Annotated in this window: 17 protein-coding genes; 14 read left to right on the forward strand and 3 right to left on the reverse strand. The window is 31.2% G+C overall.

What is annotated here, in order from left to right; genetic code table 4:
- Positions 1-222 precede the first annotated feature (222 nt).
- The 12 genes from H3143_RS00150 to phoU all read left to right on the forward strand — a co-directional run bounded on the left by H3143_RS00150 (position 223) and on the right by phoU (position 15,902).
- Complete coding sequence (locus H3143_RS00150) at positions 223-2,568, forward strand: P68 family surface lipoprotein (protein WP_182078835.1); 2,346 nt, start codon at positions 223-225, stop codon at positions 2,566-2,568.
- Positions 2,569-2,633: 65 nt separating this feature from the next.
- Complete coding sequence (locus H3143_RS00155) at positions 2,634-3,464, forward strand: thermonuclease family protein (RefSeq protein ID WP_182078836.1); 831 nt, start codon at positions 2,634-2,636, stop codon at positions 3,462-3,464.
- A 64-nt stretch (positions 3,465-3,528) separates the two neighbouring features.
- Complete coding sequence (locus H3143_RS03530; RefSeq protein ID WP_182078837.1) at positions 3,529-5,262, forward strand: ABC transporter ATP-binding protein; 1,734 nt, start codon at positions 3,529-3,531, stop codon at positions 5,260-5,262.
- A 2-nt stretch (positions 5,263-5,264) separates the two neighbouring features.
- Positions 5,265-6,254 (forward strand): carbohydrate ABC transporter permease, encoded by a 990-nt coding sequence (locus H3143_RS00165; protein WP_182078838.1) that lies wholly within the window; start codon positions 5,265-5,267, stop codon positions 6,252-6,254.
- Entirely contained in the window at positions 6,229-7,206 is a 978-nt protein-coding gene (locus tag H3143_RS00170) for a carbohydrate ABC transporter permease (RefSeq protein ID WP_182078839.1), read from the forward strand. The genes H3143_RS00165 and H3143_RS00170 overlap by 26 nt, the downstream gene beginning before the upstream one ends.
- 10 nt (positions 7,207-7,216) lie before the next feature.
- Positions 7,217-7,378: a hypothetical protein gene (locus H3143_RS00175; protein ID WP_182078840.1), complete on the forward strand. Its 162-nt coding sequence runs from the start codon at positions 7,217-7,219 to the stop codon at positions 7,376-7,378.
- 20 nt (positions 7,379-7,398) lie between these two features.
- Positions 7,399-8,367, forward strand: coding sequence for a DHH family phosphoesterase (locus H3143_RS00180; protein ID WP_182078841.1), 969 nt, complete (start codon positions 7,399-7,401; stop codon positions 8,365-8,367).
- 686 nt (positions 8,368-9,053) lie between these two features.
- A complete protein-coding gene (gene uvrB / locus H3143_RS00185) occupies positions 9,054-11,087 on the forward strand; it encodes an excinuclease ABC subunit UvrB (protein ID WP_323368752.1) in 2,034 nt (677 codons plus the stop codon).
- 106 nt (positions 11,088-11,193) lie between these two features.
- On the forward strand, positions 11,194-12,285 hold the full coding sequence (locus H3143_RS00190) for a substrate-binding domain-containing protein (RefSeq protein WP_228444794.1): 1,092 nt from the start codon (positions 11,194-11,196) through the stop codon (positions 12,283-12,285).
- The gene (pstA, locus tag H3143_RS00195) at positions 12,285-14,243 is read left to right on the forward strand and encodes a phosphate ABC transporter permease PstA (RefSeq protein ID WP_182078843.1); all 1,959 of its coding nucleotides are present in this window, start codon (positions 12,285-12,287) and stop codon (positions 14,241-14,243) included. The genes H3143_RS00190 and pstA overlap by 1 nt, the downstream gene beginning before the upstream one ends.
- Positions 14,236-15,213 (forward strand): phosphate ABC transporter ATP-binding protein PstB, encoded by a 978-nt coding sequence (gene pstB / locus H3143_RS00200; RefSeq protein ID WP_182078844.1) that lies wholly within the window; start codon positions 14,236-14,238, stop codon positions 15,211-15,213. The genes pstA and pstB overlap by 8 nt, the downstream gene beginning before the upstream one ends.
- A gap of 2 nt (positions 15,214-15,215) precedes the next feature.
- Positions 15,216-15,902 carry a phosphate signaling complex protein PhoU gene (gene phoU / locus H3143_RS00205; protein WP_182078845.1) on the forward strand — a complete coding sequence of 229 codons (687 nt, stop codon included), beginning with the start codon at positions 15,216-15,218 and terminating at the stop codon, positions 15,900-15,902.
- A gap of 84 nt (positions 15,903-15,986) precedes the next feature.
- On the opposite strand, the gene nrdE is transcribed toward phoU, so the two are convergent.
- From nrdE to nrdF, 3 genes are all read right to left on the reverse strand, one after another.
- A complete protein-coding gene (gene nrdE / locus H3143_RS00210) occupies positions 15,987-18,155 on the reverse strand; it encodes a class 1b ribonucleoside-diphosphate reductase subunit alpha (RefSeq protein WP_182078846.1) in 2,169 nt (722 codons plus the stop codon).
- 92 nt (positions 18,156-18,247) lie between these two features.
- Positions 18,248-18,703 carry a class Ib ribonucleoside-diphosphate reductase assembly flavoprotein NrdI gene (nrdI, locus tag H3143_RS00215; RefSeq protein ID WP_182078847.1) on the reverse strand — a complete coding sequence of 152 codons (456 nt, stop codon included), beginning with the start codon at positions 18,701-18,703 and terminating at the stop codon, positions 18,248-18,250.
- A gap of 2 nt (positions 18,704-18,705) precedes the next feature.
- A complete protein-coding gene (gene nrdF, locus H3143_RS00220; protein WP_182078848.1) occupies positions 18,706-19,725 on the reverse strand; it encodes a class 1b ribonucleoside-diphosphate reductase subunit beta in 1,020 nt (339 codons plus the stop codon).
- Positions 19,726-20,219: 494 nt separating this feature from the next.
- Here nrdF and H3143_RS00225 point away from each other — a divergent pair, with 494 nt between their 5' ends.
- Together H3143_RS00225 and H3143_RS03535 are read left to right on the forward strand one after the other, a co-directional pair.
- Complete coding sequence (locus tag H3143_RS00225; protein ID WP_182078849.1) at positions 20,220-21,089, forward strand: thymidylate synthase; 870 nt, start codon at positions 20,220-20,222, stop codon at positions 21,087-21,089.
- Positions 21,089-22,039 (forward strand): dihydrofolate reductase, encoded by a 951-nt coding sequence (locus H3143_RS03535; protein WP_182078850.1) that lies wholly within the window; start codon positions 21,089-21,091, stop codon positions 22,037-22,039. The genes H3143_RS00225 and H3143_RS03535 overlap by 1 nt, the downstream gene beginning before the upstream one ends.
- Positions 22,040-22,278: the final 239 nt, after the last annotated feature.

A 22,278-nucleotide genomic window follows, 5' to 3' on the forward strand; every position in this document is an offset into this window, starting at 1 on the left:
ATTTAAATTTTTATCTGTTCTATTAAGCGATTTTTATCACTTTCCTACCTACTTAAGCTAGTACTGTTTTTATATTTATATACCACATAAGTGAAGTATTTTTAAATTTTTTAACAAATAAATTTGGGCTTACTTAGGTCAGTCTAAATGTTAATAACATTTATATTGATATTATTTCGATTTATCAATATAATGTAGCCGTAAGAACTAATTGAGGTAGATATGAAACTTAAGTCTTTTAAGAAAGTTATAGGTGCATTAGGAGTGATTTCTGGTGCATCTTTATTTGTTGCAAGTTGTACAAGAGCAAGTACGAGATTTGATCAAGTTGATGATGGTAAATTAGTTTTAGCGAGTTCGTTTTCTTCTTCGTCTCCAATTACTTTGTCACTAAATGATGTAATAACACAATATAACAAAACCAAACCAGCAACTGATTATCCGGTTGAAATCTTCTCAATTGCTGGTGGTTATTCTGGTGGTCAACAAACTGTTAATACAAAACTTGCTTCAAAAGATAAGACTCAGTTTTTTAATCTGATTTTCAATTATCCAGTTGTAACTGCACAATTAGTAAGATATGACGCAGCACTAAAACTTAATAAGGGTGCAGAACCTGTTGATGTTTCTGTTTTCCCAGAACAACTGTTACAAGAAAACTATGATATTTTAGGAAATACTGATCGATCGGTTTATGGAGTGCCGTTTACAAGATCTACTGAAGTGTTGGTAACTAATGTTCCTGTCGTTTATCAATTATTAAGTCAGGCGATGACTAATGGAGATTTAAAGATCTCTGAAGATCCTGAAACTCAAAAGTTATGAGCTGAATGAAGAATGAAGGCTCAAAGCAATCTTGGTAACGGTAATAACAACTCTAGATCTGGATCTAGAAGAAATAGAAGATCTGGAAATGGCAACAAATTGACCGAAGATGGCACGGCAAAGACGGTAACGGAAGGACAAGAAGGTCAAACTGGAGCGGCTGGAACGCCTCCAGCAGCTGAAATGCCTGCAATGGCTGAAATGGCTTCACCAGCAGCTCCAGCAGCTGAACAACCAACTCAAATGCCTGTTTCATCTGAGTTCATTAAAAAACTTTGAGGTGATTACAGATCAGTAGATGGTGGATTAAAAGGTTATACTTTCTCAGCAGCAGCTCTAAACACAACAACAAGCTTATTAGATTTATCTACAAGAATTGCTAAATCTTATCCTGATAACCTTAAACCTGTAAACGACCGTAAACCTACAAGTCCCCAAGGTGTTATTGGAATCGATTCTCCAAGTAACTACCTATACAATGCGACTTTCTCACAAGTAAATGGTGATAAAGATAAGTTCATGATCAGAAAAACTGCTGATAATAGAGCTTATGACTATAATGCGTTACTAAAAAACCAAGATGATCGTAACGAACAATTAAAGAACGCATTTAATGCTTTATCACCATTAATTGATGCTAATGGATTGTTCTTAAACGATGGTGGTAACTACTCATCTAACTGAGGTAAATATCACCAATTAGGATTCTTCTTAAGTTCTACTTCAGGCTTTTACCAAAGCTTTGTAAGCAATCAATCATTTAACTTAGTATTTAAAGGTGTTGATGCTTCAGTAGGTACTTACCAATTCCCTAACTTTACAAGTAATCTTTATGCGCCTACTCAAGAAGAATACAATGCAGGAGCATTAGCTGCTTATACAAGTAGTCGTCAACGTTGAGTAATCTATAAAAAAGATAAGTTAACAGATGAATTAAAACAAACTAAAACTAATATTGCCATTACTGATGAAGCTCACAGACAAAAAGCTGAAGAAGCTTTAAGTAAAGCTTTAGAATCTATGAAATCAGATCTAGGTACTGAAAACAATAAAAAATTAATTGGTTACATCGGAACTGGATTTGAACTAGATAAATTTGACCCAGCAGTTAAAGATAAAGTTTATGAAGCTGGTAATTTAAATAACCGTAACTTTATGTCTGCTTTTGTTTTAACTAGTGATGTAGATAAAGTAGCTATTCCAAGTGAACAAAGTTTACAAGTAAATGAAGCTGATATCAGAGTTGCACCAACCAAGTTCTATGCTTCAGCTACTAAAAATACGATCATTACTCAAGGTCCAAGTTTAATTGGTATTCATGCCAATGAAAAAGAAGATATCCAAACTAAACGTTTTATTAACTGATTAATTAAAGGATCTGTTGATATTCCTGCAACTATGAATGCTGATGGTAGAGTTACCAACCCAGGTTATAAAGGAACACCTTTAAATTACTTAGTAGCTAAAGCATCATACATTCTACCTACTAGAGAATTCTTAAACGATCCTAAAAACGAAAGTACTAATAATCCTTACCAAAATATTGCTACTCACGTATTCAAGTCAGTATTAGATGATCCTACTAACTACGTTCCTTACAACGATGCTCCAGACTTTAGAAGTGGAACGTTCAGACAATCTCTAGATAGTACGTTGGTTTCAGCTAATAGCTCTAAATCTAATTTTGACACCTTTATTAGTAATTTAGACAAAGCAGTTCCTGCAATCCTTAAACAAAACTAAAAAACAAAATAACTAAATCAAAATAACATCTTAGTTATTTTGTTTTTCATTTATAGCGTTAAAATATGAAATTTACTAAGTTTTTAATTGTAGCTGGAACACTAGGAATATCTGTTAACTTTGTTAGTGCTTGTACTAATAGTGCAAGCAGTATTCCAGCCGATAGTAAACCATTTTGAGAAAATTTATCTAACCAATATTCTGTTACTAAATTTAGTGATAATCAAATTAAGAACAATTTGCAAAAAGCTAAATTATTAACTTGAAGAGATGGTGATACCCCTGTAATTCAGTTTTATAAAGCTGACAAACCTGATGAATTAAGTAATGAAACTAGTTCGATAAGAATTGAAGGAATAGACACCCCTGAAAAAACAAGAGTAACTGATAATAACGTTCGAGTTCCTTCTAGTCAACCTGAACTGAAATATGCAGAAGAAGCAACTAAATTTGCTGAAAAAACAATTCCTGAAGGAACTGATGTTTACTTTTGATATTCAGGAGCTAAGAGCTTCAATCGTTTAGTGGGAACAATTTATTACGGATTTGATCCGGCTAAAAAAACAGCAATCAACTATGGGGCTCAAGTGGTATTAAACGGATTAGCGATCCCTTTAATTAAATCTGTAACTAGTTTACTTGATCAAAATTCTGAGATCTATGTTGCAACTAGACCGATTGGGATCGCAGCAAATCTAGCTATCCTTAACAAACTCAATATCTGATCACTAGATAGTGATCTGAATAAGTCACTGAAAGACGTTTATAACGTTAGAGGTGTGGATAGTAGTTGAGTAAGTTATTTATACCCAGGAACAAATAACTATAAGAAATATGCGAAAAAAGGGATCGAACCTAATGATTATGCTCAAACGATCTGACCGTTTTATGAATAAGCCGACTTGTAGTTAAAACTTAAAAATATAAAATTTTAATTCGTACTGAATCTAAAAATAAAAAATGGAAAATTCTAAATCAACATTAGAAATACAGATAGACAATTATCAAAATAAGCACGAAGAATATTCAAAACACAAAAATGAAACACCAGCGATCGTAATTAACAATCTGGTTGTGGATTTTGGTGAAACATTAGCGTTAGATAATGTTTCTTTTGAAGTTCAAAAAGGAAAACTGGTTACCTTCTTAGGACCAAGTGGCTGTGGTAAAACCACAACTCTTAATGCAATTGCAGGATTGTTAACACCAACCAGTGGGCAAATCTTATTCTCTGGATATGATGTGACCGATAAAAGCCCTAAGGATCGTAAACTGGGATTGGTTTTCCAAAACTATGCGTTATATCCTCATTTAACTGTTTATGAAAATATCGCTTTTCCACTTTACAATGATGAAGCATGAAAGAAAAAAGCAACATTTAAATCTTTAATGTCTTTAACTCGTGCTGAGTGTATTGTTTTCAAAGCTAACGGAGCAACACAAGAAGAGATAGACGCTTGAAACAAATCTGGCGAGAATCGTTATTACATTCCGATTCAAATGCGAATGGATTGCGATAACAAAGAGATTAATCTAAATAAAAAGCTAAGAGAATTAAATTCGCAAAAACGTTTACTAGGAGTTAAGAAACACATTGAAATTTCAAGACTATCTAAAGATGTAGCTGAGAAGTTAAGTGAAGCTAAGAAAACTAACAATAAACAAGCAAGTGAACAACTAAAAAAAGATTATCAAAAAGAAGTTGTTGAAATCAAAAACAAATACAAGAAATTAATTCTTGATAATAAGCAAGAAATCATAAAAGAAAAACAACTAATTAAGAACTCTTCTGATCTAGTTGAAATTAGAAAACTTAAATCGCAAATGTTTAAAATTGACCGCGAATTAGCGACAATTTACAAAAACCTAAGACAAAAACTAGTTGAAAAATATTCGTTAGATTTAAGCAAGTTATCACCTGAACAAAAAACCGAATATGACCTGCAAATGAAAAATAATATTTCATTAAAAGAAGCGGTTAATCAAGCAGTTTTAGAAGTTGCAAACAGAGTAGAAATTACCAAAAATTTAGCTAAATTTCCAACCAAGCTTTCAGGTGGTCAACAACAACGTGTTGCCATTGCAAGAAGTATTGTTCGTCATCCTAAAATCTTATTGATGGATGAGCCACTATCTAACTTAGATGCTAAATTAAGAGTTCAAACCAGACAATGAATTCGTTCAATACAATCTGATCTACATATTACAACCATTTTTGTTACCCACGACCAAGAAGAAGCTATGTCAATTTCAGATGAAATTGTATGTATGTCTAATGGTTTGATTCAACAAATTGGAACACCTACAGAATTATTTAATAAACCTAAAAACGAATTTGTTGCCAAATTCTTAGGTTTACCTGAAATGAACATCCTAACTTGTGAACTAAAAAACAACAAGATTTACTTTAACAATAATGTTATTTCTGAATCTAACCTAATAAACGATTATCCTGAAATTCGTGTTGGATTTAGAGATGACAACATTGTGATGAAATCAGATGGAATTAACAAAGCAACAATCAAGCAGATCGAAAATCTAGGGAAAACTACAGTTGCTAAATGTGAGTTTTATGATCAATTAATTAACGTTAAATTAAACCACCCAAATTATCAAATTGGTGACGTAATTAATTTTGATATTGATCACAATAAACTGCATTACTTTGATGCAAAAACAACCAACAGGATCTAATTATGTTTTTTAACTGATTATTAAAGAAAAGACAACAAAAGAAGAATACAGAATTAGGTATCTTAGATAAAAGGGTTAAGGTGTGAGTACCCTTAGCATTATTATTTCCTAGTTTTATTGCGATCTTTTTATTTACGATTCTGCCATTCTTAATGGTAATTGAAAAAGCGTTTACCCCTTTAACAGATATCTTTAATCTAAACTCTGGAATGTTTGGATTTAAAAACTTCGAATTATTATTCCAAAGTCGTCCATTTGTTATTGGGTTAAGAAATTCGTTTTTATACTCAATAATTTCATTACCAGTAACATTATTAATTTCATTAATAATTTCGTCAGGAATCGTTTTTGTTTACAACAAAGTTGCTAGAGGTTTTTGACAAACAATTTTCTTCTTACCTTATGTTACTTCATCTGTAGCAATCTCAATCGCATTTATCTATATCTTAGATTCATCTACGGGTGTATTAAATGCGATCATTGATAAGAATATTCCTTGATTAACTTCAGGTGAGATTGATGGGTACAAAGCTTTATTTGGAATCCTAATTTACGGAGTGTGAAGAAATTTAGCTTTCAACGTATTGATTTTATCGATGGCAATGTTATCAGTTGATAAGACTTTATATAAGGCTGCTTCAATCGACAGCGCATCACCAATCAAACAATTCTTTAAAATCACCCTACCATCAATCAAGAAATCAATTAATTTCTTATTAACTTTGGGAATTTTAGGTGGATTACAAGTATTCCCACTAGCAATCTTTTCAAACAACCCAGATGCAGCCATCAGCAACGGTGCCTCAACAGTTTTAATCTTTATCTTTAGAAGTATTAGAGCTGCAGATTATGGAATAGCAGGAGCTGCTACCATCGTGTTATTTATTCTTGGAACTTTATACGGTTTATTTTTACGTAACACCGTTAACTTGTTTGACGCAATTATATATAAGGTAAAAATCAGAAATGTTCGCATTAAAGCTAAAATTTAAGAACTGGATTTCTAGTCTTAAGATTAAGAAAAACTACGAACGAGTAAGTTTAGAAATCAAAGATACTACTTGAAGAAGTATTATTCTAGGATTTGTCTTTAAGTCTTTAATCTTGTTATTCTTTGGAATGATTATTATCTTTCCATTTTATTTCATGATTGTAGTTGCTCTAGCACCAGACGCACAGGTATTAGATCAAAGAAAGCCGATCCTATGACCTGATTCATTTAATTTTGTAAATTTTGCAAGAGTACTAAGAGAAGCTGATTATTGATACGCTTTATTGGTTACTTCATTTATAACTGCGTTATCTGTAATCTTAAGATTGTTCTTTACAATGACGTTTGGTTATGCGTTTTCATTAAAGAATTGAAAATTTAAACGTTTCTTTTGATTGTTATATTTATCAATTTTGATCTTGCCAGAATCAGCACTATTAATCGGTCAATTTAGAACAATTACTTTATTACAATGAAACGATCGAGCTGATCCTAAGATCTTAATTTCATTAGTAACACCTTATGTTGCTTCAATCTTTTCAGGTTATATGTTTAAAAACGCGTTTGAAGCAATACCAGGAAGAATTAAAGAATCAGCACTAATTGATGGTTGTAGTGGTGCTAAGTATTTCTTTAAAGTAGCTGTTCCTTTAGTAAAACCAACAATCTGAACTGTAACGATTCTAACTTCGTTTGCTTCATGAAATTCTTATCTATGACCATTATTATTATTAGATAGTCAATCTAAAGTATTTAACGTGATCAACCTTTGGGTTATCCGTCAAGGAATTGATCCTAATAGTGATCCTGGTGGTCAACAGATCATCTTAACCAACTTAAGAATGGCAGCTACTATTGTAGCAATCGTACCAATGTTCATCGTTTACTTTATTTTTAGAAAACGAATTATGACTTCAGTTGGTAGACGTGGTAATAATACGATTAAAGGTTAGGGATTAGATTATGAAAGACAAAATCATTAATTTTTGAAAATCGGCATCAACAAAGATCAGAGTTGTTCTAACAGCATTAGTAATCATAGTTGGTTTAGCTTTTGTTGGCTTATGTGTTTACGGTGCAGTTTATGTTGTGATATCTGCCATCCAAAACGGTAGTTTTTGATAGTAATATAAAAGGAGTTAATTATGGTAAAAGGTAATATTTTACAAGCAGTACAAATTATTGAAAAATACGATTATATCGTTATTTTTCATCATATTAGACCAGATGGAGATTGTTTAGGTTCTCAATTTGGTTTGAAGGAATTAATTGAAACGAATTATCCAAATAAAGAAGTAAAAGTTGTCGGGGATAAAAAGGATAGTTTTCCTTTCTTAGAAATGAATCATGATCATATTGATAATGAATGATTCAAAAATAAAAAAGTTTTAGGAATTGTAGTTGATGCTAACTTTAAAGAAAGAATTGAATCTAGATCTTTAATTGATGATCAACTATTTGATGCAATCTTAAGAATTGATCATCACCCAAATGAAGATGATCTAGATGCTAAAGCGTTCTTTATTGATTCAAGTTATATAGCAGCCGCTGAACAAGTAGCAGACATTGCATACCAATCTAAATGAAAAGTTACTCCTAAAGCAGCCAACTATCTTTATTTAGGAATATACACTGATTCAGGTAGATTCTTATTTAAAAATACGTCAGCTAGAACATACATGTTAGCTAGTTTTTTAGCAGATGCTAATGCTGATTTGTTCTATATTAATCAGAATCTAACTAAAGTTAGTCTTAAAGACCTTAAATTTCAACAATATGTATTTGCAAACTATAAGACAAAAGGTCAAGTAATTTACTTTATATGTTCAAAAGATGTGCAAAAAGAACTTGATCGAACGTCTTTTGAATGTGCGAGAGTTAATATGTTGTCTAATATTGAAGACTTTAGAATTTGATTATTCTTTATTGAAGAAGACGATAACAAATGAAGAATCGAGTTTAGATCTAACGGTCCTTCTGTTAGAACAGTAGCTCTTAAATGAGGTGGCGGTGGCCATGAAATGGCTTCTGGAGCAATGATTGATGGAGAAGAAAATATCATTAAAGTAGTTAATGATTGTTCTGAGCAAATCAAATCATTTTTAGCACAGTAAATAAGATAGAAGAGTATATGAAATTAGTTCTTTGATTAGGTCAAAGAACTAATTTTTATTTATTGTTAAACACGTAAAATATTCGGTAAAATTCTGTATTCTTATGAAATTAAAAGGAGTATTAAAACCTTTTTGACGAAACATGTAAATTATTAACTACACAGAGAGTTTAGTTATTACCTAAAGTGATTGTCCAAATCTTAATTATTACTTTTGGAATGAACAAAAGTATAAAAGGTTTTTTCTAGATAAAAAGTATCTAAAATTATTTGTCTTCCTATATATAAAAAGTGAAAGTTAGTATTGATAGCAACGAGATGGTTGATTCAGTTTTAGCAGCATCCATAGTTTGAAATTTATGTACTTATGTTTATGCTAATCGAAAGTTAATAGTTTTAAATATTCTTAACGATCGATATATTACCATTCATAGATAACCAATTGTTCAAATAGAATTTTGAATTCTTATATTGATCGCACAATTACAATTTAGACAAGCATAACATTTTTGTAAAAGCCGTTGTAATTTAAAAACTAAATTGAAATAAGAATAGTTTATAAAAAACTAATATTTACCGTTAAATTTATCGATTTTTAATTCTTATAAAAACTATTTCAAATATGAATCTAATCGAAACAAATATAATGCTTTCTATCTTGATGACATAATTAATTACTGTTTTATAATGAATTTATCGTCTGATAAATTAGACAAAAACTATTACATGGCAGAGAAAAAATTTAAACTAGTTTCCAAAAATAAACCAGCTGGACACCAACCGGAAGCTATCAAACAACTTGTTGAAGGGGTCAACAAAAATAAGAAATACCAAACCTTACTAGGTGCTACCGGTACAGGAAAAACCTTTACTATTGCCAATGTAATAGAAAAAACCCAAAAAAAGACATTAATCCTAGCCCACAACAAGACACTAGCAGCGCAACTATATTTAGAATTCAAAGAATTATTTCCTAATAACGCCGTTGAATATTTTGTTTCTTACTTCGATTTTTACCAACCTGAAGCTTACATTCCAAGAACGGATATGTATATCGAAAAGAGTTCAGTTACGAATGATGAAATCGAAATGTTAAGATTAGCAACACTAAACTCTTTATCAACGAGAAATGATGTAATTGTTGTTGCTTCTGTAGCTTGTATTTATCCCGCTGCTAATCCCGAAGATTTCGATATTTACCGCATAATTTTAAAAGTTGGTAATACTTTAAAGCTCTCAGATCTTAAAGAAAATTTAGTTAGATTAAATTACGCAAGAAGCACAGAATGTAACGAACCAGGAACATTTAGAATCAAAGGAGATGTTGTTGATATCTTTCCTGGTTATGTGAATGATCACATCATTAGATTAAGTTTTTTTGGTGATGAATTAGAAGAAATCAGAAAGATTCATCCAACCGATAGTAGTGTTATTCAAAAATACACTTCTTATGTTTTAGGTCCTGCTAATGAATATATCCTAAATTTTGAACGTAAAGATACTGCTATTAAAAGAATTCAAGAAGAATTGATGTTTAGAGTTCAAGATTTTAAAAATCAACAGAAACTTGTAGAAGCTCAAAGACTTCAACAAAGAACGGAATATGATATCGATGCGATTAAAGAATTTGGATTCTGTAACGGTATCGAAAACTACGCATTCCATTTAGAATTACGCGAAAAAGGTTCGACTCCATGAACACTATTTGATTTCTTCGGTGATGATTGATTAATGGTAATCGATGAATCACATATTTCCGTCCCACAAGTTAAGGGAATGTATAACACTGATAAATCTAGAAAAACAACTTTAGTCGAGTATGGTTTTAGATTGCCTTCAGCATTAGAAAATCGCCCCTTAAATTACGATGAATTTAGCAATAAATCAGATCAAGTAATATTTGTTTCAGCTACTCCTAATGATGAAGAGATTCAACTATCTAATAATGAAATTATTGAACAAATAGTTCGACCTACAGGTCTATTGGATCCAATCGTTGAAATCAGACCAAGATTAGATCAGATTAATGATCTAATGAATGAATTAAAAATTCAAAAAGATAAAAATGAACGTACATTTATTACAGTTACGACAATTAAGATGGCAGAAGATCTAACTGAATATCTAAAAGAACGTAACTTCAAATGTGCTTATATTCACAACGAATTAAAAACTTTAGAACGATCATTAATACTTAATGATCTAAGAAGAGGTAAGTACGATTGCGTTGTCGGTATCAATCTATTACGTGAAGGATTAGATATTCCAGAAGTTTCATTAGTATGTATTTTTGACGCTGATAAACCTGGATATTTCAGAAGTGATAAAGCATTAATTCAAACAATAGGTAGAGCTGCGCGTAATCAAAACGGTCGCGTGATCATGTATGCTGATGAAATGACTAAAGCAATGAAGATCGCTGTTGATGAAACTAATCGTAGACGTGAGATTCAAGAGAAGTTTAATAAAGATCATAAGATCACACCCAAAACAATTATTAAGCCAATTTATGATGATTTAAAAAACAAAGCATCACATAAACAAATTGAAGAAGTGATGCGCAAAACCAAAGTTAAAGGCGATAAGTTTATCAAGATGATTGAAGATCTAAGAAACGAAATGCTTGAAGCTGCTAAAAACCAAAACTACGAACACGCAGCTAGTTTAAGAGATTTAATCATTGAGTTAGAAACTCAACAACTAAGTAAAAGTAATAAATAGATAATATTTTTTTGGTAGAATTCTTATAAAATTACTCAAATAAATGAAACCTCTTTTTAGGAAGAAAATATCATTATTTTTTTCAGCCGTTTCACTATCATATTTAATGAGTTCATGTTCATTAAATTTTGTTGTTATTAATACGAGAGGTTCATCATCAGTGCAACCTTTTATGGATGCGCTTTCAGCATTGTATGCTAAATATGAACCTGTTGAGATTTCAGTCCAAGCTGGAGGATCAACTGCAGGTATTACTAGTGTCTTAGATGGAACATCTAATATTGGTAATGCTTCAAGAAGTCCTAGAACACAAGTTATAGATAATCCATTGCTAGCTCGGCTATGAGAAGATCTTAAGATTAAAACTGTAACTTTAGCTAAAGACGCAATTGCGATTATTTATAAAAAACCAGCAAATACATCAAGTAACGATTTTTATGTTGATTCAAATAATATCAGCAGGCTTTATGATGCATTTGCTGGTTTTGAGTCTGTTCCATTATCAGATTTTTACTTCGGTAATCAAGAGATACCAAATGATCAAATTATTCCTTTTGCGCGATCGGGTGCAGCTTCAGTTTCTGGAACAGCTGAAGCGTTTTTACATAACTCTAATCTAATTAGACAACGTGATCTAAATAAACTAACCTTAGATGCACTTAGGGGAAGAATAGATTATGGTAACAACACGATCACCACAGGTGAATCAAATGTTGAGACCTATAATTTCTTTAAAACTAATGCTAGATTTGTAGGTTCAATGACTTATTTATCATTAGGTTTTATTCTTAATAATCTAGAAATGATTAAGAATGATGGGTTTGACATCTTAAACTATAAGATAAACGATCAATTGATCGTTCCATCAATTGAAACAGTAAGTAATGGAGAATATCGTTGAGTTAGACCTTATAACTCGGTATTTTCATTATCAAATGAGGTTGATAACAGACTTGATTCAATTAAACAATTCATTAAATTTATTTTATTTCCATCTGCTGATGTTAAGAAGCAGGTTGATAAGATTTATGAACAACAAGGATTAATTTTATTAACAGATAACGAATTAAAACAGATGTTTTTACTTAATGACCAATTAAGCAATCTGTCTGCGCAAGAACTGATTGCAAATCACGAAAATTTATTCTGGGTTAGTGACTTCTCATTCGATCCAGTTAAATTTGGGGTTGAATTCTAATGTTAAATACAAACAAATTTAATCAATTTAAAAAAGCAAGAAGTAAACTGTTTCATTCAATCTCATTTGCTGCAGCATGATTGTTTGCCATTGCTTTTTTAGGGATCTTTTCTTTTATTTTTTATAAGTCGATTCCTGGATGAGAATCTTATGGGAAAAGTATTTTTAGATTAGATTTTAATCTAGTTCAAAATAAGGCTGGGATTTGAGCGCCGTTGTCTGTAACGTTATTCGTTACTTTTGTGTCGTTGTTGATTGCTGCACCAATAGGTGTGAATACAGCGATCTTTATCAAATTTAGATTAAAAGAAAAATGAAGAAAAACCTTCAGGATTATTATTAATATTTTGGCTGGTATTCCTTCAGTTGTTTTTGGATTGTTTGCTGCTAATTCATTAGGTTATTTTGTTCAAAAGATATTTGATACAAGAACATCTTGAAACTTAATTACAGCAATCATCATGTTAACGTTCATGATCATACCAACAGTTGTAGCAATGAGCTACAACTCTCTTGATAGCGTTGATATGAGTATTTTGTCAGCTTCGATTGCGCTTGGTACTACTAAGACAAGATCGATCTATAAGATCTTTAAAAACGAAGCTAAAAACGGAATTTATGTGTCATTACTAATTGCTTTTTCACGAGCAATTAGTGAATCAATGGCACTAAACTTTATCTTAACTTCTCAGAACTTTAATATTGTCGGACACACTCCGTTTAGTGATTTCATTCAATCTGGATTAAAAACAATTGGGGCAATCATTTCATATAACTTCTTTGCTGAAAATGGTTCTGAAAATTTAAGAAGTGTCTTATATTTATTCGGAATTATCTTATTCATCTTTACGATTATTATTAACATCTTAGTGTTGTTTATTAATAAGAGTTCAACAAAGAAGAAATATCCTTGAGCAATAAAAGTTGAAACTTTTATTGCTAACATTATTCGTTTTATTCCTAATAAGATTAGTAAATCTATTGTTTATCTAATTAACCTTAATCAAAGATCAGCTAGTTATTATAAAGTTCATAAGAATACGATCAGAATTAAAGCTTATGATTATTGAAAACAAACAGTCGAATTCATCTGTATGATAATCTGTGTTGGATTCATCTTATGAATTTCACTTTACACTTTTTATCATGGGTTTATTGCAGTATTTAGTCCTGACCAAACGATAACATCGTTTGCAGCAAATTCAACTGGAAGAGCTACTGTTAATACTTTAGTAATTATCTTTTTTGGAATCTTAATCTCATTTCCAATTTCATTATTTATTGCAATCTATGTCAATGAATATGCAAGAAATAATAAAGCTAAAACGATCATTTTATTCTTTATCGACGCTTTAGGTTCTACTCCCTCAATCTTATTTGGAATCTTTGGTTTAACGTTCTTTATTCAAACCTTAGGTTTAGCAATCGGGGGAAGAAGTTCAAACTCAATGATTGCAGGTATTCTTACAATCTCATTGGTTATCATGCCAGCATTCATCAGAATGTTACAACAAGCTTTAGCTTCGGTTCCTAATTCAACACGTGAAGCTTCTTACGCGCTAGGTATTTCACGATCACAAACCATTTTAAGGATTATCTTACCTCAGGTAATCGAACATATTTTAAGTAGTATCATCTTATCAATCTCACGTATTTTAGCTGAAACAGCACCACTGTATATAACAGCTGGTTTATCATCAGCCAACCACTTTAGTTTAGGTCTATGAGGACAAACTCTTACTGTAAGAATTTATAGTCAACTTTTCTCAACTCAAGCTAATGCACAAAACATTATGTTTGAATCAGCTTTCATGTCGATTCTTTTAATCTTTTTCTTTATCTTAATAAGTAACTTATTAATTCCTTATTTATTTAATAATAAGTACAGGATAGCGATCTGGTGGGATAACTTAAAAACTAAAAGAAAGAATAAAAAAGATAACTTAAATTATGCATAAGAAAATTGACCCTCAGATTAAGGAATCTTACCTTAAAAAGAAGGCTGAATATAAAGAAAAGATTAAGGAATTAATTCATCAAAAAAAAGAGTTGTTATCAACAGATAATAAAGATGAATTAATCAAAATCAACGAGAAAATTAAAAGATATAAGATCTTATACAAAAACAAAGATCCTAATTTAATTCATTTTAAGGATGACTATAATTTTGATAATATCTTTGAAATCGATAATTACAATTTGTGGTATTCAAATAAAACAAAACATGCTTTAAAAGATATTAATCTAGGGATTAAGAAAAATAGAGTTACCGCGTTGATCGGACCAAGTGGTTGTGGGAAATCTACTTTTATTCGTTCGCTTAACCGAATGCATGATTTAACTGATGGGGTATCTAAAACTGGTAGCATCTTTTTCTTATCCAAAAACATTTATTCTAAGACTTTACCTGAATTAGAACTTCGTTCTAAAGTGGGAATGGTTTTTCAAAAACCCACTCCGTTTTCTTTATCAATTTATGAGAATATTGCTTATGCATTAAAATCTCATGGAATTAAGGATAAAGCCAAGATCGATCAGATCGTTAAAGAATCTTTAGAAGGTGCAGCGTTATGAGATGATGTCAAAGACAGTTTATTTCAATCAGCTCACGGATTATCTGGTGGACAACAACAAAGATTATCAATTGCTAGAGCAATTGCACTAAAACCTGAAGTTTTATTAATGGACGAACCCACTTCAGCGCTTGACCCAATTGCAACAAATAAAATTGAACAATTAATTCATCAACTAAAAAAGAGTTATTCAATCGTTATCGTAACTCACTCGATGGCCCAAGCTCAAAGAATAAGTGATGAAACCGTCTTCTTTTATGAAGGTAAAGTGTTAGAACACGGAACAACTAAACAGATATTCACCCAACCTAAGAATGAAAGAACTAAAGATTATATTGCTGGAAGGATCGGCTAATTATGTCAAGAAATTACAAATCACTAAAATACTCAGAACAAGAATTAATTAGCAAATTCTATGAATATATCGATCATGGAATTGAAATCCATGAAAAATTATTACAAGCTTTAAATAATTATAGAAACCAGGAATCTTATAAAGATATCTTAGAAGAGATCTTTAAGATGGAAAAGCATTCCAATATTAAACAAGCGGATCTATTGGATGATTCAACTTGAACGATTTCTAAAGAACAGCCACAAGCTTCACATCTAAGATTTATTATTGCGATCATCTCATCATCAAATGATATCGAAAGAATCTGTGACTATGCTAATAATGTTGCTAAATTCTTACTTAAAAACGATAATATCTCACCACAAAAGTTAGATGCTATTATTGATCTACAAGAAAACGCATTGACCAATTACAAAGATGTTATTGCTCATCTAAAAGAATATGATGCTGAAGATACTTACAAGTTTGCTGATATCAGACAACAAGAGTTCGAATCTAAATATAAGAGATATCTAAAGAACTTTAAAAAATATGATGTAAATTCTGAAGATGAATTACAACTAAATTTATTAATCGATACGATCCTAGTAATTAAAAATATCGAAAGAATTAATGACCATTTGGTAAATATTGTTGAGTATTTCGTATATATAAAAGAATCATCATTCTTCTTTGATAAGAAAATTTAAATCGTTAAAAATTAACGGCAAAAACAATAAAAAATAAGTCGAATTATCGACTTATTTTTTTTCTATATTTGATTTAATTCTTACCTAGATTTGGCAAGCTTCACAATCAACTGTGCTAGCTTGTTCTTTAGCTCAATCTAAGTTTTCAGAATCTTCTAAAACATTTTGTCTGATTCTTACATAATACACAGATGCACATTTAGATTTGTAAGCTCTAATGTAAGCTTTATTTAGATCTCTAGTAGTAGCATCATCATTCATAAATAAAGTTAATGAGATTGCTTGGTCTACGTGTTTTTGAGCTTGAGCACATATATCAATATAAGGATTAGGACCTAATTCGTAAGCACCGTCTTTGTAGTATTTATAGTTATTTTCATTTAGTTTGTAAGCTAATGAATAAACTCTACCAATTTTACCTTCCTTACGAACCTCAACTGGTGCTACAACTGGTTGAAGAGATGGTGTACAAGAAGATAAATAAGAGATACTTCCAGTAGGAGCGATTGCTAATAAGTGTGCATTAGCTAAACCGGTTCTTTTAATCTCTTCAGTAAGAGCTATTCAATCTGCTTGAGTTGGAACTTTAATTTTGTAGTTACTAAAGATTTCTTGAATCTTAGGATTCTTAATTACATAAGTATTAGGATCGCACTTAGTGTATTTATCAAAGTAAGAACCATCTGCATATTTAGATGTTTTAAAGTTTGCATAAGTTTGCTTGTGTTCAACAGCTAAACGATTAGATGCTTTGAAAGCATAATAAGCTAATGTATAGAAGAAGAAGTCAGTAAATTCAAGAGCTTCAGGAGAATTGTAATAAATTTCATGAGTTGCTAAGAATCCATGTAAATTCATTGCACCTAATCCTAGTGCATGGTTATTAGCATTACCGTTTTTAATCGAAGGAGCACAATCTAAATTAGCACTTCTAGAAACGTGATCTAATGATTTAATTGCGTAATAAATTGAATCTTCAAAACGTTCACCTGAACGCATCATTTTATCAATGTTAACTGAAGCTAAGTTACACGAAATATCTTGTCCTAATTGTTTAATTGATAAGTCTTCGTTATATTCAGTTGAAGTTGAACTTTGAACGATCTCAGAACATAGATTTGACATCACGATACGTCCAGCATTAGGGTTACGGTTATTAACCGTATCATCAAATAATAAGTAAGGATATCCAGATTCAAAGTGTAATTCAGCAATAGTTTGGAAGAACTTACGTGCTGAGATGTACGTCTTTTTAATTCTAGGGTTATTAACCATGTTGTGGTATTCTTCAGTTACTTTGATGTCTGAGAAAGGTTTACCATATTCTCTTTGTACATCATAAGGTGAGAATAACGCCATTTGTTCGTTATTTTTAGCTAATTCAAATGTAATATCAGGAACAACTAATCCTAGAGCTAATGATTTAATACGGATCTTTTCATCTGCGTTTTCACGTTTAGAATCCAAGAATACCATTACATCAGGGTGATGAGCGTGTAAGTAAGCGGCACCAACACCAGGTCTTTGACCTAGTTGGTTTGCATATGAAAATGAGTCTTCAAGGATCTTCATTACGGGAATAACACCAGAAGCTTGTCCTTCGATGTTTTTAATAGGTGCACCAAACTCTCTTAAATTGGTTAAACAAAGTGCTACACCACCACCACGTTTAGATAGTTGTAATGATGTAACAACTGCACGACCAATCGATTCCATGTTATCTTCTACACGTAGTAGATAACATGAAACGTATTCACCACGTTGTTTCTTACCAGCATTTAAGAATGTTGGAGTAGCTGGTTGAAAGCGTCCTGATAGGATTTCAATTAAGATATTCTTAACGTTTTCAAAATTCTTACCACCTAAGAATAACGCGTTCATTAAACAACGTTCGCTGTAAGTTTCATAAAACTCTTTTCCATCATTACTCTTTAAACAATAAGAGTTATAAAACTTAAAAGCTCCCATAAAAGAAGGGAATTCATGATCAAATTCCTTGATCACAGCGTATAGTTCTTCAAGTTGTTCCTTGCTAACGTTTTCAACAACTTCTTTTTCATAGAAATCATTCTTAATTAAGAAATCCATTCGATCATGAATCGAATCAAACTTCTTAGTTCTTGGTTTAACATGCACTTGCATATAAAGTGCAACAGCTTTGGCATCATTTAATGCTGAGTTTTTACCCTCATCTAGTTTACTCATTGCATTGTATGCCAAATATCCGTTAGCTTCTTTGAAACTATCGCTCATCTTATTTATTCCCTTCTATCTTTCTTAATTATTATTAGTTATTAATTAGTAAAAAATTAAAAATTTTTTACCACTGGTTTATTAGTATATATTTATTCTTCCCAATTTCACAATTTATGTATTCGTTGGCGAACTAGTTCTTCATCATACTTAGTTCCGATTAATTCAAAAATGTGTAACAATGGGACATGCAACTTCTCTCTAAGAACGTGACCTGCTAGTCCAAAGGTTTCACCAAAATTGGTATTACCACTAGCTACAACCGCCACACAGTGATTTCGGTTTTGCTCCTTATTTAAGAATTTGATTACTTGTTTAGGAACAGCACCTTTGAAGTCATCTAATCCCCCAGCATAGGTTGGACAAATTAATACGTAATCGAAATCAACTTCAATTTCTTCATCTTGTTTGATTGGTATTCTTGTTGCAGGCAATCCTAATTTGTCACAAAACTTTTTCGTATTTTCAGTAACACTTGAGAAATAAACAACTCGTATTTCTCCTTCTGGTTTTCTTTTAGGAACGTTTAGTTTCAGTTTTTCTTCCATAATTAGAACTCCCAGTCGTCATCTTCAGTTTCTTCAGTTACACCCATGATGTATGAGCTCCCATTACCACTGAAGAAATCGTGGTTTTCATCAGCTCTAGCTGATAATTGCGCAAAAACTTCTGGTGAGATTTTTGTTTCTTCTGGAGTGAACGGAGATTCATACCCACAGTTTTGTAAGAACTTACCAGCGTTATATAAACTGAATGCAATTGCTTCATCAGCTAAACCAAAACCGTCGTATAGATCTCTTAAGAAGTCTTTTTCTAATTCGATTAGTTTATATAAAATGTCAAAAACGAATTCCTTGTATTCTTCTTGTTTTTCTTTAGGTAATTTTGATACTTTAACACGGTACTTGTATCCTGAATAGTAGTTATGAAGAACTTTGTCTCTTAAAATTAGTCGAATAATGTCACTGGTGTTAGGTAATTTACCTCTAGCAGCTAGATAAAACGGTAAGTAAAAACCACCATATAATAAGAACCCAGGCATTAAAGCAGCTGCAATTTTAGATTTCAAAGGATCATTTGAAGTGTAATAAGGAACTAAGAATTTAGCTCTTGCTTGTAATTTTTCATTGTTAATTACTCATTCATGAGCTTCTTCAATTTCATCACTTGTATTAAGTGTTGAGAAGATCGTTCCATAACTGCGTGCATGAACACCCACCATGAACGAAAAGTTTGCATAAATAAACTGTTCATGATCAGTTAGTGAATAAGGAATTTGAGCAATATCACCAAGAGTACACTGGATTGTGTCTAAAAGCGTTAATCCCGTAAACGTTCTAGTTAACAACTGCTTTCATTCGGGAGTCATTTCATTTCACGACTTTAAGTCGTTTGAAACAGGTATCTTTTCAGGTAATCAGAAGTTTTGCGTAACTCTTGTTCAAACTTCTAAATCCTTTGGATCATTAATTACGTTCCAATTGATTGAACGCATAACACCCTTTTGTCCATTAGCAACATAGCCTAAAGGGCTAAATGATTTATCATAATATTTGTTGTTATTTGACATATAAAAATACCTATCTTTAATGTTTTGGATAGGGGTTTGGTGTATAAAAGAATATCATTTTTATGAATATTAGGGATTAATATTATAAAAATGATATTCGTCAGTATAGATGACTACATAACCCCTTTTAGTTATTAACAATTATAAGAGAAAATAAACCTGAATAATATAAATATTATTCGTGTCTATATTTGCATTACGATGTAATCTAATCATTCCCCTTTATTTTAATTAGTTTACGTGCATGAAACTATGCAAAAAATAATTTGCAAAGTTCCATATTAAGTTATGTTATTTTTTTTGTTTAGGTGGACTCTTTCGAAGACTGAATTTGTTAATAAACACAAGCTTTAAACTAGAGAGATAACAAAACCCTTTATTTTAAAGGTTTTTAAACCAAAAACATGTGTATCTAGGTTTAATTTTGTTTAAGATAATTTTTTAATTGTAACTATATAATAGTTACCCAGTTGATTTTTTAAAAAGGTGAAGCTATGAAAACATATCTCGGTTTGTTAGAGAAAGTTATGACCAAAGGTGAGGTAAAAAAGGACCGCACTAATACGGGTACAATCTCTTATTTTGGTACTCAAGGACGATATGATTTACGAGAAGGTTTTCCGTTACTAACAACAAAGAAAATGGCTTGAAAATCTATCTGTCACGAACTATTATGATTTCTTAAAGGAGATACTAATATCAAGTACTTAGTTGATCATAATGTAAATATATGAAACGAATGACCTTACGAAGCGTTTAAAAAATCGTCTGATTACAACGATGAAACCTTACAGGAATTTGTTGACAAGATTAAAGCTGATGATCAATTCGCTCAAGTCTATGGAAAACTGGGTCCTGTTTATGGAAAACAATGACGTAATTTTAATGGAGTTGATCAAATTGAATGAGTAATCAATGAAATTAAAAACAATCCATTTTCACGTCGTTTAATAGTAAGTGCTTGAAATCCAAGTGAAATTAAAGATATGGCTTTACCACCTTGTCATAGTTTTTTTCAATTCTTCGTTAATGAAAAATACGAAATTTCACTTCAACTATATCAAAGAAGCGGAGATATGTTTTTAGGTGTGCCCTTCAATATCGCTTCATACAGTTTATTACTTTTAATGGTTGCTCAAGTAACAGGATTAAAACCCGCTGAATTTGTTCATACAATTGGCGACACACACATTTATTCAAATCATGTTGATCAAGTAAAAATTCAATTACAAAGAGAACCTAAAAAACTTCCTAAAGTTAGTTTGAATCCAGATATTAAAAACATTTTTGATTTTAAATTCGAAGACATTAGTTTAGAAAACTACGAACATCATGATCCAATCAAAGGAAAGGTAGCAGTTTAATGATTAAGTTAATAGTTGCATTAGATCAAAACAATTTGATAGGTAAAGATGGTAAATTACCATGACACATCAAAGAAGAGTTAAAGTTTTTCAAAGATACAACAATTGGACACGCTTTATTATTAGGTAAAAGAACTTTCATAAATTTGCCTAAAAAATTAGACAATCGTAAACATATTGTTTTTAGTAGAAAAGATGAACTTCCAGAAGCTGATCAAATAATTCGTAATGATGAAGAGATGAAGGAATTGTTCAAAGCATATAAAGATAGTCAAGATATCTTGTTTATTACAGGTGGTAAGTTTGTTTATGACCTGTACTATCAGTATGCTGATGAATTGATTATTTCACGAATTAAGAACAAATATGATGGAGACACTTATCTTGATTTAGATCTAGCTAATTATTATTTAGCCAAAGAAGAAGAATATAGCGAATTTACCGTGGAATATTGATTAAAAAAAGAAGAAGTTAATAAAACAAATCCCAATGTAATTAACTGAGATGAATACTTTATGATGCTAGCTAATGTATCAGCTATGAGATCTAAAGATCCATCTACTCAAGTGGGTGCTTGTATTGTTAACAAAAAGAAATATGTAATCGGTTTAGGATACAACGGAATGCCTAAAGGATTAGATCAAAAATTTCCATGAGATCGAACTAATCCAGACAGTGCTAAAACAAAATATCCTTACGTTGTGCATGCTGAAATCAACGCAATTCTTAATACCAGCACGATTATTGAAGATTGTACGCTTTATACGAACTTATTCCCTTGTTCAAATTGTGCAAAAACTATTGTTCAAAGTGGGATTGTTGAAGTTGTTTATGAAGAAAATAAATACGAACATCTTCCTGACAACAAAATATCTACCTACATTTTAGAAAGCGCAAACATAAAACTTAGACAACATAAAACAGGACACAAGATTACTAAAAAAGATTAATGTCCAAAAAAATAATAACGCTCAGGCGTTATTATTTTTAATAGAGTTATGATGTTCTTGTTTCAATACTCTTTGAGACTCTTGTTTAATTAGTATAACGAACAGGATTAGTTAAAAAATATCAAATTTACCGCTTATTTTAGCGAAAATTTATTTTTATCAACTCAAACAATTGCACTAGTTTGCTATTGTAATCGCACATTAAAGTGCGATTGAATTAATCACAAAATAGCACTCAT

Source organism: Mycoplasma tullyi, from assembly GCF_014068355.1.
Taxonomy (GTDB): Bacteria; Bacillota_I; Bacilli_A; order Mycoplasmatales; family Mycoplasmoidaceae; genus Mycoplasmoides; species Mycoplasmoides tullyi.